Below are 13041 nucleotides of genomic sequence, written 5' to 3'. Positions count from 1 at the left end.
TGTAGATTAAGGTAAACGCACGTGCGTCATCTGTTTAAGGATCCAACTGTGCCTTTTCCTTAAGTAAGAAGAAGGATTGTTGGGATCGTATTTCTGCGGACTAGGAAGAATGGCTGCAATCCATGCCGCCTCGCTTTTGCTTAAACTTTTCGCATTCTTGCCAAAATAATACTGCGAAGCCGCCTCAATCCCGAAGACTCCCTGCCCCATCTCAATGGAGTTCAGGTATCTCTCTAGAATGACTTCCTTAGGCCAAAGTGCTTCCATCGCAAAGGTAAAGAACGCCTCAAACCCTTTTCGGATCCAGCTTCTGGATTGCCACAAAAACACATTTTTTGCCGTTTGTTGTGAGATGGTACTGCCTCCTCGAAGTTTCTTGCCCTGTTCGTTATGCTTTAAGGCTTTTTCAATGGCCTTAAAATCAAACCCATTGTGCTGAAAGAACTTTTGATCTTCGGCGGCAATGACTGCCTTTTGAATTTGAACTCCCATGTCCTGCAAAGGGATGTAATCTCTTTGCAATTTTCCATATTTAACCATCCCTCCCATTTGAGTAAAGGTGATAGGCGGATTGAAAAAACGACCCGCTAAAAGCCCCAGTAGGGATAGCACGACGACTAAAAAAACAATTCTTTTTATAAACTTCCACATAGGTGCTGCAAAAATAGCGATTTCGAACTTGGCATCTACTGTAGTTCTTTAAAATAAACGAGGGAATCTGCAGGTATTAATTCTGGGTGCACTATTTTGATATAATCCTTAAGAACCAAATCGGCCCTGACCACACCCGATTCAAAGTAATCATTGGCTTTCCCCAATGTTTTTCCTGAAATTCCATAAATTTTCCCCTTCTGAAAAACGTCCAGTTGAACGTAATTGGGATGCAATGCGAGCATCTGAGACTTCCTAGTGTAATTTCCTGCATTCACCCACAGTCTTGCCTCTTTAGCTTCCACAAGAACCTGCTCAAAGCTCAAAGGGATTGCTCTCTCTTCCGAATTATCCTCAAGTAGGTATTTAGCCCCCGAATCTTTCATAAAATTCGCAAATTGGGTTTTACCCCCAGGCATGAACCACTGATTCCCGTAAAGTTCATTGGTGATCACAAGCGGCTTTTCTGCGACCTTCTGAGCCTCCGCTTTGAGTGAATTGTACCTGGATTCAATCTCTATATAGGTTTCAAGTGCCTTTTGCTCCACGCCGAACAAAGCTCCAAAGACTTGAAGGTATTTAGCTTTACTTAAAGGGTCTGTCTCTAAGTATTCATCTAAGAATACCATTTGAATCCCATTCTTCTTTAGAATATCATAGGTATTCTCAAAATTTGCGATGTAATTAGTAAAGATCACCTGAGGTTTTAAAGCTAAGATTTTTTCTAAATCATACTTCTGTTCGCTCCCTACATTCTGAATTTGCCCTGATTTGATTAAATTCTTAATTTTACTGGAATAAATATATTCAGGACTAGAAACACCCACCAAATTTGATTCAATTCCTAATTCTAAAAAATAGCCAATCAAACTGGCATTGAGAACGACCGCTCGTTTTAAAGGCAAATCTGCTGAACTCCAGCTCGTTTCTGATTTTGCGGTCTTTAGAAGGAGCTTATCGTTCTGCCACTGATACGAAACACTTTCTGAAATCGGAATGGATTCCTTAGCAAGCGTTTGCTTCTTTCCCTTACAACTAAGCAATAGGCCAAGAAAAAGAAATAAAAAAAATTTAGTTTTCATCTTTCAAAGAAAATAAAAAAGTCCTATATTTGCAAACCGTAAAACGATAATGGACGCGTAGCTCAATTGGATAGAGCGTCAGATTACGGCTCTGAAGGTTGAGGGTTCGACTCCTTCCGCGTTCACTTAAGGAGACACCAAGTAATTGTTGCCTCCTTTTTTTATGCGAATAAAAATCTGTGACCCAAACTGTTATAGTTCGGTCAATTATAGTTCGATTTTCGTAGCTGAAATCTTTAAGACTATGTGTGATATTGTCTAAAAAACTTGATTAAAGACATCGCAACCCTGTTTTTTCTAAAGTTCGATTTCTCCTTGGGGTTTAGGTGTCTTTTCTACTTTCTCTTTTATGTGGTTTTTTGCCATGAGGTAAAGGAAGTCCACTATGACCATTGCTTCATCATCATCGACTTCAATACCATTTTTTGCTAATATCGTAATTGCCCGTCTAAGTGAAACCTTTTTATCCGTAAAATTCATATTCATTGCTTTTTTGATTGTCGTTTTTGTCGATAAGATTTTTGATAATCCTCCGTGCAGTTTCAAAGACATATCCCCTGTTTGGAAATTAACATTATGCGAAGCAATAAGGCTGACAAGATGCTTTTTGTCCGCTGCGTCCAAGCTTGGAAACCTTTTAAGAATATGGACAAAAGAACGGCTACCCAACAGGGCTTGTTTACCGATGTTCTCTAATTTAACATTGATGTCGTTTAGTTCCCTTTTCAGACATTTGGTATTGACATGGCATTCTCTTTTTATCTCACTGTAATCATCGGATTTTAGCACATTAGCCACAAATAACTTTCGGGCTTGGGAGAGCGTCGATTCTTATTCAATTAGTTTTCTAACAACTATATTTCGATGCTGTAAATAGATAGCTTTTTGTGTGCCTGTATTCCAATTTTCCAAGATATTCTTGAATAAATCCATCGCTCCGTGTGAAAGCGCCAGTTGCCTAAGTTTACGTTCATAGCACTCGTTCAGTAAGAGCGCATTGATTCTTGTCTTGCATCTTTTTTGGCAATGGTAGTACGGGTATCTTTTTGTTGAACCTCGGGAAAAACTTCCACAGAGTTTTCTGTTACAGAGAGGACACACTAAGATTCCGCTTAGATAAAACGTTGCCTTCAAATCGTACTTTTGGCAAGTAATCTTTCTCTTTGTGTTGATTTTCTTCTGAACCTCATAAAACAGTGCTTCGGAAATCAACGGCTCATGGATTCCTTGTACCATGTAATGTTCCTCTGATTCAGATTTAATCGGGATAAGACCACAGTATGCAGGATTGCGGATAAGTCGGAAAAAGTATGAATGGGAACATTTCAATCCTCTACTGTCCGCCATCTTTCGGACTTCCTCAATCTTATGAATATTCTTGGCAAGTTGGATAAAGACCCACCTTATGATACCTGCCTCGGGTTGCTTGGGGTAATGATTTTCTTGCCGTCTAATGTTGTCTGATTGATAAATCCCAAAGGAGCTCTACTCGGATACCTGCCCATCTGTTTTGCCCGGCGGATGCCGATTGCCTTGTTCATAGCCCGTCTACTGTTTTCCGCTTCCGGTACAGATAGATAAACGGCAAGCATGACCGTACTTTCTGGTACGGAAAAGTCTATGGATTGGTCAATCGCCATAGCTGTCGTTCTGTATTTTCGAAGCATATCTATCATCTCATAGGCATATTCAACATTTCGGCTAAACCTGTCCCATTTTATGAATAATATGTTTTTGTCCTCTTTTGGTTTACTTTTGACAGTTAAAAATAGTTTTTTCCATTCAGGTCGGTTGAAATTCTTGGCGGAGAAGTCTTCACGATAAACACCCTTGACTTCTATATTGTTGTACCGGCAATATTTTAGTAGTCGATCTTCCTGTTCCGGCAAAGAATATCCTTTTCTTTTTTGCTCGTCCGTGCTGACACGGACGTATAAATAAGCTGTTTTCATTTGAACTATGTATTTGTTTGGTTTTAAAGGTTAGCATTTCTTGTAGATTTTCAAGAATCTGGAAATCAGTACAATAGAATAATTTCAAATTGGATAGAAATATCCCAAAGGATTCTCTAGAAAGCACGCCAATATATTGTAACCCTGTTTAAGTATTAGTTTGATAAGCTACTTCGGTAGTCCGTTCACTTAGCTCCAAACTCATAACAGACACGTTTTTAAAAATAAATTGTACGAATTTTACAAATTATATTACAATATATGTTTTTTATAAAACGATTTTTGTTATTTTTGTATCACAAACATTAAAATAATGTATACGGAGATCATTAAGATAATAGAAGGAGGGTTAACAAATAATCCACAGAAAGTGCTCAACTATTCTAGACATTTAGCAAAAAAATTGAAAGAGGATGGTTCAGATAAATTAGCCGAAAGAATAATAAAAGTAATTCAAGGGGGCAGCGGACTTCCTGTGTATAAAGACCAATTGTTTGAAGCTCCGGTGGACAACGAAACAAGGTTAAATATTGCTGATGTAATTTTTCCTAAGAACAATAATGTGGATATTGTTTTTTCAGATGCTACTCATCAATCGGTTTTAGATTTTATTTCTTTGGCCAATTCAAAAGAGATTATCAAAGAAAAAGGCTTGGATATAAATATGTCTTTGTTGCTGTACGGCCCTCCAGGCTGTGGAAAAACTTCAATAGCTAAATATATAGCGAAAGAGCTAGATATGCCACTTGTTGTTGCTCGATTTGATTCTCTCATTTCATCACTATTAGGTAGTACTGCTAAAAATATCAGAAAACTGTTTGATTACGCTAAAAGTAAACCTTGTATACTTTTCTTAGATGAATTTGACGCTATTGCAAAAGCACGAGATGATAGCCATGAAACCGGAGAACTAAAAAGGGTAATTAATAGCCTATTGCAAAACATTGATGAATTTAGTGAAACTGGAGGGATTCTTATAGCTGCGACCAACCACGAACAGCTATTAGACAGCGCTATTTGGAGACGTTTTGAAAAAGTAATTAATCTAACAGTTCCTAATTATGATGAGGTAGAAAACTTAATAAAAATCTACTTCAAAAAAATTGAGGACAAAATAGAATATGATGACAAGAAAATAGAGGCTTTGTCTAAATATTTGCATGGTTATTCACATTCTGAAGTCATTAAAGTACTGAACAATGCATATTATAACGCTATAATCAAAAAAGACGTTCTTAGCTATGAAGAACTATTTGCCCAGTATTTAAAATACAGGACCAATAATCACTTCAAGCAAGAGGATTTGATCAGATTCCTGAATGAAAACAACATATCTCAGAAGCAGATTTCAACCTATATGAACATCTCTTTGCGACAAGTAAGAAACGCTTTAAACGAGGAATAAAATGGAAAAGAATTTGCCAATTAAGATTTTCCAGAAAAGGAGAATTGATGAAAGAAAAACTGAAGGCAGTGGGTCAAACACCCCACCGAAATGGCAACTCAGCGGAAGTGAGCTTGAAGAGCGGGCTATGAGGCTAATGGAACCCCTTGAAGAAGTTTTTTCTGACTTCAATACCAGGCCTGAAGAACGAGACTTTATTCCTGCTGCTTTAAAAGTGGATATTGATGACAATGCCATAGCCAAAAGCCACAGAAAAGAGATACAGAAAGTTTTCAATGGCAGGCTGTCAAAAAATAATATTATTGGCTTTATAGATTCTAATAGCCTGTTAGTGAAAGTTGACAGTATTGAAGAGGGACAACAGATCAAACAAAACTTTCTGGATTATACCAAGAATGCCAAATCAATATCTGCAATCCAGTCTATTGAAGTTTATAAGCCTTACATTACTGATATTGAGGAATATGATGTTTTGAAGGTATTATTGATTGATTATCTCAATTACGAGCTAAACAACGCTGTAAAAATTGCCTTTCATAATTTTTGCAACAGTCTCAATCTGGAGATAAAGGAAACCAAATATTCGCCGGGCTTGATCATCTTTAAAGTATTGAATGGTTCGAAGGCGATTATTGACCAGCTTTCTGAATTTGAAGCAATTGAAGCTATTACTTTTATGCCAAAATACAAAGTAATACTTGATGATACGCTATCGGCCAAAGATGAATTAGAAATTATGACTCCTATTGAAGGAGTAAATTATCCTGTAATAGGTGTATTGGATTCAGGTATTTCTTCAAACAAATATCTAAAGCCTTGGTTATTACCTGAAAAATTTTCCTCTTATCCTGATGATCTTATCAATCCAACCCATGGAACAGCTGTATCAAGCATAATAGTCTATGGTGACAAGCTCCAAAAAAGATTACTTTCAGGAAGTAATGGATGCAAGCTTTTTGATGCTACTGTTTTTCCTGACAATAATAAAGAAACAGTGTATGAAGATGAATTGGTTGAGAATGTCCGGGAAGCGATTAAGAATAATAGAAATATTAAAATATGGAATCTATCATTAGGAACTGATATAGATGCAGACCCTAATGACTTTTCGGATTTTGGAATAGCGTTAGACAATATTCAGGAAGTTTATGATGTCATCATTTGTAAGTCATCCGGAAATTGTAAAAACTTTATTCAAGGAAGACCTAAAGGAAAAGTTACGAAGTCCGCAGATTCAATTCGTTGCTTAGTAGTGGGCTCCATTGCTCACGTTAAAGGCGAGAATGATATTGCAGAAGTTAATCATCCTTCTCCCTTTACAAGAATTGGCCCTGGGCCAGCGAAAAGTATTAAGCCCGATTTAGTTAGTTACGGTGGAAATGCGGGAATGAACGGCACAAGACTCATACAAAACGGTGTTAATGCAATTGCACCTGATGGAAGAATCATACAGTATATAGGAACAAGTTTTGCGACACCAAGAGTCACGGCCTTACTCTCCGAGCTTCATCTAAAGATAAGCGAAAGTTTTAATCCCACCCTTTTAAAAGCTTTGGCTATTCATTCGGCTAAGTATCCAGAAGGGTTAACGCTTCCGGTAACCGAAAGAATACACCAAATGGGATTTGGTCTTCCTGACTCAGCCGAGAACATTATTTATAATGATCCTCATGAGATTACGCTCATTTTACAGGAAAACATCGTAAAGGGAGAATTTATTGAAATATTGGAGTTCCCTTTTCCTGAATCCTTGGTTGATGAGGACGGGTATTTTTATGGGGAAATAAAAGTGACGCTTGTGGCTCAACCTGTATTAAGAGAAAAACAAGGTGCAGAGTATTGTCAGTCGAACCTCGAAATTAAATTGGGTACTTATCAGAATATTAAAGACCGAGATATTGAGAAAACAAATATTTTAAATGAATTCGGACCCGAAGATGCTCAAAATATCCTCAGAGATTCCAATTATAAGAGTAATTTTAGAAAAGACGTAAAAAGCGAATATGCGCGAGAAAGAGTGCTGTTAAATTATGGAAACAAATATCAGCCTGTCAAAAAATACGCTGTTAACCTGGACGAGATGACTCCTTCTAATAAAGCATATAATCTTGAATCCAATCGAAAGTGGTACGTTAAAATAATAGGTGCTTACAGGGATTTCGCTGAAACCTTAGCATTACAAGACGGAGAGGTTTTAAATCAAGACTTCACACTAATCATAACCATTAGGGATAACAAAAGGAAGCATCCTGTATATAACGAAGTCTCACAACTCCTGGAGACAAGAAACTTTTTGCATTCTAATATTAAGATTAGAGAAGAAGTCCGAATTGATACAAACAATAATTTGAATAATTAAAAAGGGTATTTTATGTTACAAAATTACTTAAACGCTAATCTCCTTTCATTAACAGATGATGGAGATTTCAAAAAATTAAAAAAGTCTGCCAACGATATCGCTAAAAAATTGGTGAAAAGTAAAGCTAAAATAGTATCATATACACTATCAGCAATTGACCCTGATATATCTGTTGACAATGCTGACATAGCGGAAGTCAAGGAGATTATAATAAAGAACTGGAGCACTTTTGCTACCAATGCGAAAGACACGCCTCTAACATATATTAGGGCGGTTATATTGGAAGCTTTAAGCAGCATAAGCGATGATGTTAACCACTCGCTACTTATTTGGTTTGCGAGCAGAAACATTGTGCAGTATCATAAACTGATTGGGAAAGAAAAAGAAATCATATTGGAATTTCTTACAAAATTGGGTAATGATATTAATCAAAAAGCTAATAAAGAGTGGGCGTTGTCAAATAATAATACACTATCAAAAATTGAAATTGAGTTAAAGGACATAACGAAGTATTTGATCAACGATGATAATTTGAAAAAGTATTTAGAAGATGCTTCTGGTCCATCAAATTCTGATGGAGTTGCAAATTTCGATTCTCCAAATTCAGTTTGGCCAAATTCAGGACAAAGTTGGAGTCATCAATTTGTACCAAGGGCGACCAAAGGGATTAAAAATGCTATTGACTCATCTTTGAAAGCCATTGTTATGGTTGTAAATGAGAATAAAAATGCAATTCAAAGCAGTTTAACTAAAGCATTAGAACAAGTACAAACGGAAGTTTCAAATAGAAGTAAATCATTACAGTTAAGATCAGAACTATTGTGGTGGAAAGAGGCAGGATACTCATCTTCTACAGATAAAAGTTATGATGAGCTGGATAAAAATATCTTGGAAATAGTATTGGCTTATGATTACTCATCCTTCATTCCTGTGATTTACCCGAAAAGCGTTGATTATTTTCTGAAAGAAACTTATAACGGACTAAAAGGAAGTACAAAGGAAGAACTAACGCTTGAAGACTTTCTTAAAACCCTTCTGGAGCATTCAGAGAAGTTAAAAGCTATATTGCCCGAGGGGGACGCATTGACAGGCAAATCAACATTGCTAAACTTCATCAACGGGCTTATATGGAGTAAACATCAGTTCACTCAATTTGAAGAGCTTATAGGGGTACCACTAAATATAAAACTATCTCCAAATGAATTGACAAATTGGTTATTCCATGACTTTCAATTAGTAAAAATTCTAAACACAAAATAGTATGACAGGGAAGTGTTCAAATCCTGAATGTGCTGCGCCGATCAGTTGTCATGAAGGAAAAGAAAAATATATTGATTGCGAATTTTGGATGAAGTCAAATGCCTTGCATCCCAAAACCAAACCTGTTCCAAAAAAAGAGAAAAAATCTGATTTGCCATGGACAGGAGATGCTTTTGCTATAGAGGAACTACCCAAAGTAACGTATAGAAATACACCAGTGATCATTGGTATAATAGGAAAAGCTGATGCGGGGAAGACAACATATCTAGCTATGCTTTTTACATTACTTCTTAGAGGTATAAAACTTAAAGAATTTGACTTTTGTGGTACGAAAACAATAAATGCTTGGGATGAATTATATCAAAAATTAAGGGTTCAACAGGAAGGTGTCACATTTCCTGATCCTACTCCCGCCCAATACATCCGCTTATTGCATTTGGCATTACGAAATCAGGCAAAAAAATTAAAAGACATTTTAATATCTGACGCATCTGGTGAGGTTTTTTCTATTTGGTCAAAAAATAGAAATGATGCAAATGCAGAAAATGCAAGGTGGGTTTATGAACATTCAAATGCTTTTATTCTCTTTATTGATTGTGAAGATCTGATTAATAGAATGGTTTCAGCAAGGACGGATATTATAGATCTGGCGCAAATGCTAAAGCACGATTTAAGGAACAGGCCTGTGATTGCCGTTTGGTCAAAAAGTGATAAAAAAGAAGACGTACACCCGACAATTCGAGAAAAGTTACACGGAGAGTTGAAAGAGCTCTTCGAAAACTATGAAGAGATAGACATCAGTAATTTTTCCTCGGATGATCCTGATGTATTAGTTCATGACAACAATATAGCTGTATTGGATTGGCTACTTTGCAAAGTGTTTAGTTTGCAAAAGTCGGAGATTCCGATTGAGAATGATAATATGGGAAATGATATTTTCTTAAATTATAAAAGAATATAAATGAGCACATCTATATTACTTATCGGGAAACCTCATTCATCCAAGACGGTATTCCTTTCACAGTTTTACTCAAAATTGCAGAAAAATAAGAGTAAGCTGAAGCTTTATAAATCAGTGGATGATTTATCTCCTATTTCCGGAGCAAGAGAAGCATTAGCATCCGGAGAAGAACCTCAGACAACTCCATCCGAAAAAAGTGTAAAGTTTTACTTGCCTATTCAAATAGCTGAAAAGCAAGTTGATTTAAAATGTCCCGAATATGGAGGAGAACAGGTTTTAAGTATTGTTGAGAATCGGGAGTTAAATAAGGAATGGACAACTTCTATACAGGAGAGTGATAGCTGGATTTTGTTTATCAGAATAAATAATGTAAACAAGCCTTTAGATATCAGTGATGTTACCTATTCTGAACAGCATCAAAAAAGTTCCGAAGAGGCATTGTCTGAAACCGAGTATAAAATATCGGATCAAAGCTTTTTTATCGAATTATTACAAATCCTTTTACATGCTAAAGGAACAGACTATCATAGGGTAAATGATAAGCCGAAGCTGACTATTGTCTTAACCTGCTGGGATGAAATGAATACAGAAGAAAAGCCTTATGATGTATTGAAATCTAAGTTACCTCTCTTATTAAACTTCTTGGAGTCTAACTGGGATGAAAGTTATCTGAACATAATTGGTCTTTCTGCTCAAGGGTTTTCTCTGACTACACCAGAGAACAAAGAAAAATATCAGATTGAAGGACCCGAAGAATTTGGATATTTAGTATTGCCTGATGGCGCTCAAACAAATGACATTACAGAACTAATAGAACAAGCATTATTGTGAAAGTAATAATACATCAATCCATTTGCGGAGAAGTGAATAAAGCATGGGGTTTAATAAAAACCACCTTGCCGGATGTTAATATTGCTAAGAGTATTGCTTTTAGAACGGACTTACAAGATCAAACCAGTGGAATTAATTGGAATCCTGCCATTCGTGGATTTTCAGAAGGAGACTTCTTCCTGATTATGAAAACCTTTGAGGATACATCTCCTGATGTACGAAGAGGCAGGAAGTTTTCTCATGTTCTGATGATACCGAAAAAAGAAATAGTAGGAAGAGATAACATAGAACAGATTATAAGTCTATTACCCCAAGAAATAAATAAGAATACACTTCTGGAGACGATTTCAATAGAAATGTCCTCAAGTAATATCACCAGTATACCTGATGCGATTCGAGGAAAATTCAACAAACTCATTAATGGCTATATTAACATAAACAGCTATAAGAATACATTAATCTGGATTGGGCAGGAAGGCTTCGACACAGCGGTTATAGAGCTGTGGAAACGTCTAACCGTTATTGAACGACAAAATTTTCAGTTTGGTATTGCATTCAATAATGATCATAAAGAAACGAATCACATAAGTCTAATTGCTGTACCTGAAAGTGTTCAAAGCAAGTTTGTCAGATCGGACTTCTTTATCATTGGAAAGAACGATAACCACGAACCTACTGAGTTAATAGAACAATTGTTAATTGGTGATGCCTCCGTTCAACAACGTATCAGCAATTTCGAGAAAACGATTGAAGCAAAGGTTCTTTCACGAGAAGATATTGCCTTAATAGCGAAAGGTATTGATACTTTTGAACAAGTAGACAGCGTAAAAGATCTTAAAAAGCTAAATACTCTCTCACATATTGTTGCACAATATGCGCCTTCGGACAAACAAGGGACAGATTTTAAGCAACGATTATTAAATAAGATTGTCCAATTAGCAGAATCGGCAAACTTTTCTGACCTGAATATATTAAGACATTTCAAAACGGAGAGCTTCAAGAACTCAAAAAAAACTTTATCAACAGCATTAATAGGCTGGATGAAAAAACGTATTTTCTCAATTGAAAATAAATCAGTTGGCTATACCTCATTTTTTGAGCAGGTAAAAAAGAGTAATCTGAATTGGTGGGATAAAGTAATAACACAAGAACTTGAATCCTATCTAGGAACCCTTCAAGCTTCCAAGATTGCTACTGTCTACGCTTGGTTAATGGAATCACCAACAATTCTGTCCATAATTAAATCTTTTATTGACAAATCCAAAAATGCTGAAAGCTATTTTATTGAAAAATTACCTAAGAAAATTTCAGAAGAACTTATTGAAGAATTACAAGGATTCTCGATTAGCAATAATTGGCTAAGGTTATACGCCCATCTATTGGATAGACAATTTGAATTAGGCAATGCTCTAACAGAACTATTCAAAATTGATCGGGACGAAAATTATTTTGAAGCTATTGAGGTGATAATAGCAGGAAAAGATGATAACTCAATTATTGATTATGCTGTTAACACTGGTGAATTTCGAATGGTTAAAATTGCTGGTAAAATCTGCCGTACTGCACCTAAGCATCTGAAGAAAATGGATGTCTTAAATGCCAATTGGCAGCTAATTTGGGCCGAGACTATTGAAAATGGAAATCAGATAGATGCAGGATTAAAAGAGCCTGAAAAAGAAATACATAAATTGTTTGACCATCTTATTGGTGGCAATGTGGTTTCTGAAAGACTTATTGATAAAATTTCCCGCTCAGAATTTGGAAATCTACTTACGTATCCTAAACGCGCTAATTTATGGGAAAAGCTGCCAGTATCAATAAAAGACAATTTTTTGGTTAAAACGTCCGCTACCTTACTTGAACAACTCAGTAAAAATTCAACCATTGAGATACCGAACGATACCGTTTTGTCAGATCATATAAGTAGAAAGGGTATCGCTGATTTCTTGTATTTCAATAGAAATAATATCAAATCTGTAATTCCGATCTTTGAAAAATTCCCTCAACTAAGTGACTATAATCTTCGGGATTATCTAAATAATTTTTCAGGACAAATTAGTGCTATTGACGCAACTCAATTAGGGAAACTGATAGCAAGAAAACGCTTTTCCAGCTCTGCTTATGCCATTAACGCTAAAGCTTCTAAACATAATAATTGGAAGTATACATTAGCAGAATGTCACCATCTTTTAGACTTTATAACTAAAGGACTATTGCTCTTAGCAGAAACTTTGTCTTCTGTTGATATTACAGAAGATCAGTGGTGGCAAAGTGCAGAAGAATTAATCGTTGAGCTGTACCCAAATGGAACATCATTAACAACCATTTGGAAAAAAGCCGGAGGAAAAGAATCAGAGTTACTTACAAAAGGAACATCAAGTGAAATTTGGAGTGATGTGCTTTATAAGTTGCGTAAAGGTCATTTCAAAGAAATAACAATGAACGATTTACTTAAAGAAGTAAAGAAACAATATGGGAATAACCAGAGGTTTAAAATCATGTATGATTTACGAAAAAGCTTCATAAAAACATAACCAATT

At 36.0% G+C, this 13041-nt stretch carries 11 protein-coding genes and 1 tRNA gene; 7 read left to right on the top strand and 5 right to left on the bottom strand.

What is annotated here, in order from left to right:
• Positions 1 to 6: 6 nt before the first annotated feature.
• Both mtgA and ACX3PZ_RS06705 read right to left on the bottom strand, forming a co-directional pair.
• Complete coding sequence (gene mtgA / locus ACX3PZ_RS06710) at positions 7 to 651, bottom strand: monofunctional biosynthetic peptidoglycan transglycosylase (protein WP_459112323.1); 645 nt, start codon at positions 649 to 651, stop codon at positions 7 to 9.
• A gap of 35 nt (positions 652 to 686) precedes the next feature.
• Entirely contained in the window at positions 687 to 1733 is a 1047-nt protein-coding gene (locus ACX3PZ_RS06705; RefSeq protein ID WP_459112322.1) for an ABC transporter substrate-binding protein, read from the bottom strand.
• Positions 1734 to 1784: 51 nt separating this feature from the next.
• On the opposite strand from ACX3PZ_RS06705, the gene ACX3PZ_RS06700 reads away from it, so the two are divergent.
• Positions 1785 to 1858: transfer RNA gene (locus ACX3PZ_RS06700), tRNA-Arg, on the top strand.
• Positions 1859 to 2030: 172 nt separating this feature from the next.
• Here ACX3PZ_RS06700 and ACX3PZ_RS06695 read toward each other — a convergent pair.
• The 3 genes from ACX3PZ_RS06695 to ACX3PZ_RS06685 are packed head-to-tail and all read right to left on the bottom strand — an operon-like array spanning position 2031 to position 3685.
• Positions 2031 to 2531 carry a hypothetical protein gene (locus tag ACX3PZ_RS06695; RefSeq protein ID WP_459112321.1) on the bottom strand — a complete coding sequence of 167 codons (501 nt, stop codon included), beginning with the start codon at positions 2529 to 2531 and terminating at the stop codon, positions 2031 to 2033.
• A gap of 33 nt (positions 2532 to 2564) precedes the next feature.
• Positions 2565 to 3098, bottom strand: a complete 534-nt coding sequence (locus ACX3PZ_RS06690; protein ID WP_459112750.1) for a recombinase family protein — start codon at positions 3096 to 3098, stop codon at positions 2565 to 2567.
• Positions 3099 to 3136: 38 nt separating this feature from the next.
• Entirely contained in the window at positions 3137 to 3685 is a 549-nt protein-coding gene (locus ACX3PZ_RS06685; protein WP_459112320.1) for a recombinase family protein, read from the bottom strand.
• A gap of 313 nt (positions 3686 to 3998) precedes the next feature.
• On the opposite strand from ACX3PZ_RS06685, the gene ACX3PZ_RS06680 reads away from it, so the two are divergent.
• The 6 genes from ACX3PZ_RS06680 to ACX3PZ_RS06655 are packed head-to-tail and all read left to right on the top strand — an operon-like array spanning position 3999 to position 13035.
• On the top strand, positions 3999 to 5090 hold the full coding sequence (locus ACX3PZ_RS06680) for an AAA family ATPase (RefSeq protein WP_459112319.1): 1092 nt from the start codon (positions 3999 to 4001) through the stop codon (positions 5088 to 5090).
• Position 5091: 1 nt separating this feature from the next.
• The gene (locus ACX3PZ_RS06675) at positions 5092 to 7449 is read left to right on the top strand and encodes a S8 family peptidase (RefSeq protein WP_459112318.1); all 2358 of its coding nucleotides are present in this window, start codon (positions 5092 to 5094) and stop codon (positions 7447 to 7449) included.
• A gap of 12 nt (positions 7450 to 7461) precedes the next feature.
• Positions 7462 to 8709 carry a GTPase-associated system all-helical protein GASH gene (locus ACX3PZ_RS06670; protein WP_459112317.1) on the top strand — a complete coding sequence of 416 codons (1248 nt, stop codon included), beginning with the start codon at positions 7462 to 7464 and terminating at the stop codon, positions 8707 to 8709.
• A gap of 1 nt (position 8710) precedes the next feature.
• On the top strand, positions 8711 to 9670 hold the full coding sequence (locus ACX3PZ_RS06665; protein WP_459112316.1) for a TRAFAC clade GTPase domain-containing protein: 960 nt from the start codon (positions 8711 to 8713) through the stop codon (positions 9668 to 9670).
• A complete protein-coding gene (locus ACX3PZ_RS06660) occupies positions 9671 to 10501 on the top strand; it encodes a TRAFAC clade GTPase domain-containing protein (protein WP_459112315.1) in 831 nt (276 codons plus the stop codon). It begins immediately after the preceding gene.
• Positions 10498 to 13035: a GAP1-N1 domain-containing protein gene (locus ACX3PZ_RS06655; RefSeq protein ID WP_459112314.1), complete on the top strand. Its 2538-nt coding sequence runs from the start codon at positions 10498 to 10500 to the stop codon at positions 13033 to 13035. Before ACX3PZ_RS06660 ends, ACX3PZ_RS06655 begins: the two co-directional genes overlap by 4 nt.
• The last annotated feature ends 6 nt before the right edge of the window (positions 13036 to 13041 follow it).

The sequence above is a fragment of the Chryseobacterium sp. A321 genome, from assembly GCF_054489265.1.
Note: the sequence above shows the minus strand (reverse complement) of the source record. Positions and strands in the feature narration are given on the sequence as shown.

What these genes read in the sequence shown, in the direction of transcription:
- ACX3PZ_RS06670 (WP_459112317.1), top strand. Translation starts at nt 7,462, where the DNA reads ATGTTACAAAATTACTTAAACGCTAATCTCCTTTCATTAACAGATGAT.
- ACX3PZ_RS06685 (WP_459112320.1), bottom strand. Translation starts at nt 3,685, where the DNA reads ATGAAAACAGCTTATTTATACGTCCGTGTCAGCACGGACGAGCAAAAA.
- mtgA (WP_459112323.1), bottom strand. Translation starts at nt 651, where the DNA reads ATGTGGAAGTTTATAAAAAGAATTGTTTTTTTAGTCGTCGTGCTATCC.
- ACX3PZ_RS06705 (WP_459112322.1), bottom strand. Translation starts at nt 1,733, where the DNA reads ATGAAAACTAAATTTTTTTTATTTCTTTTTCTTGGCCTATTGCTTAGT.
- ACX3PZ_RS06660 (WP_459112315.1), top strand. Translation starts at nt 9,671, where the DNA reads ATGAGCACATCTATATTACTTATCGGGAAACCTCATTCATCCAAGACG.
- ACX3PZ_RS06675 (WP_459112318.1), top strand. Translation starts at nt 5,092, where the DNA reads ATGGAAAAGAATTTGCCAATTAAGATTTTCCAGAAAAGGAGAATTGAT.
- ACX3PZ_RS06665 (WP_459112316.1), top strand. Translation starts at nt 8,711, where the DNA reads ATGACAGGGAAGTGTTCAAATCCTGAATGTGCTGCGCCGATCAGTTGT.
- ACX3PZ_RS06680 (WP_459112319.1), top strand. Translation starts at nt 3,999, where the DNA reads ATGTATACGGAGATCATTAAGATAATAGAAGGAGGGTTAACAAATAAT.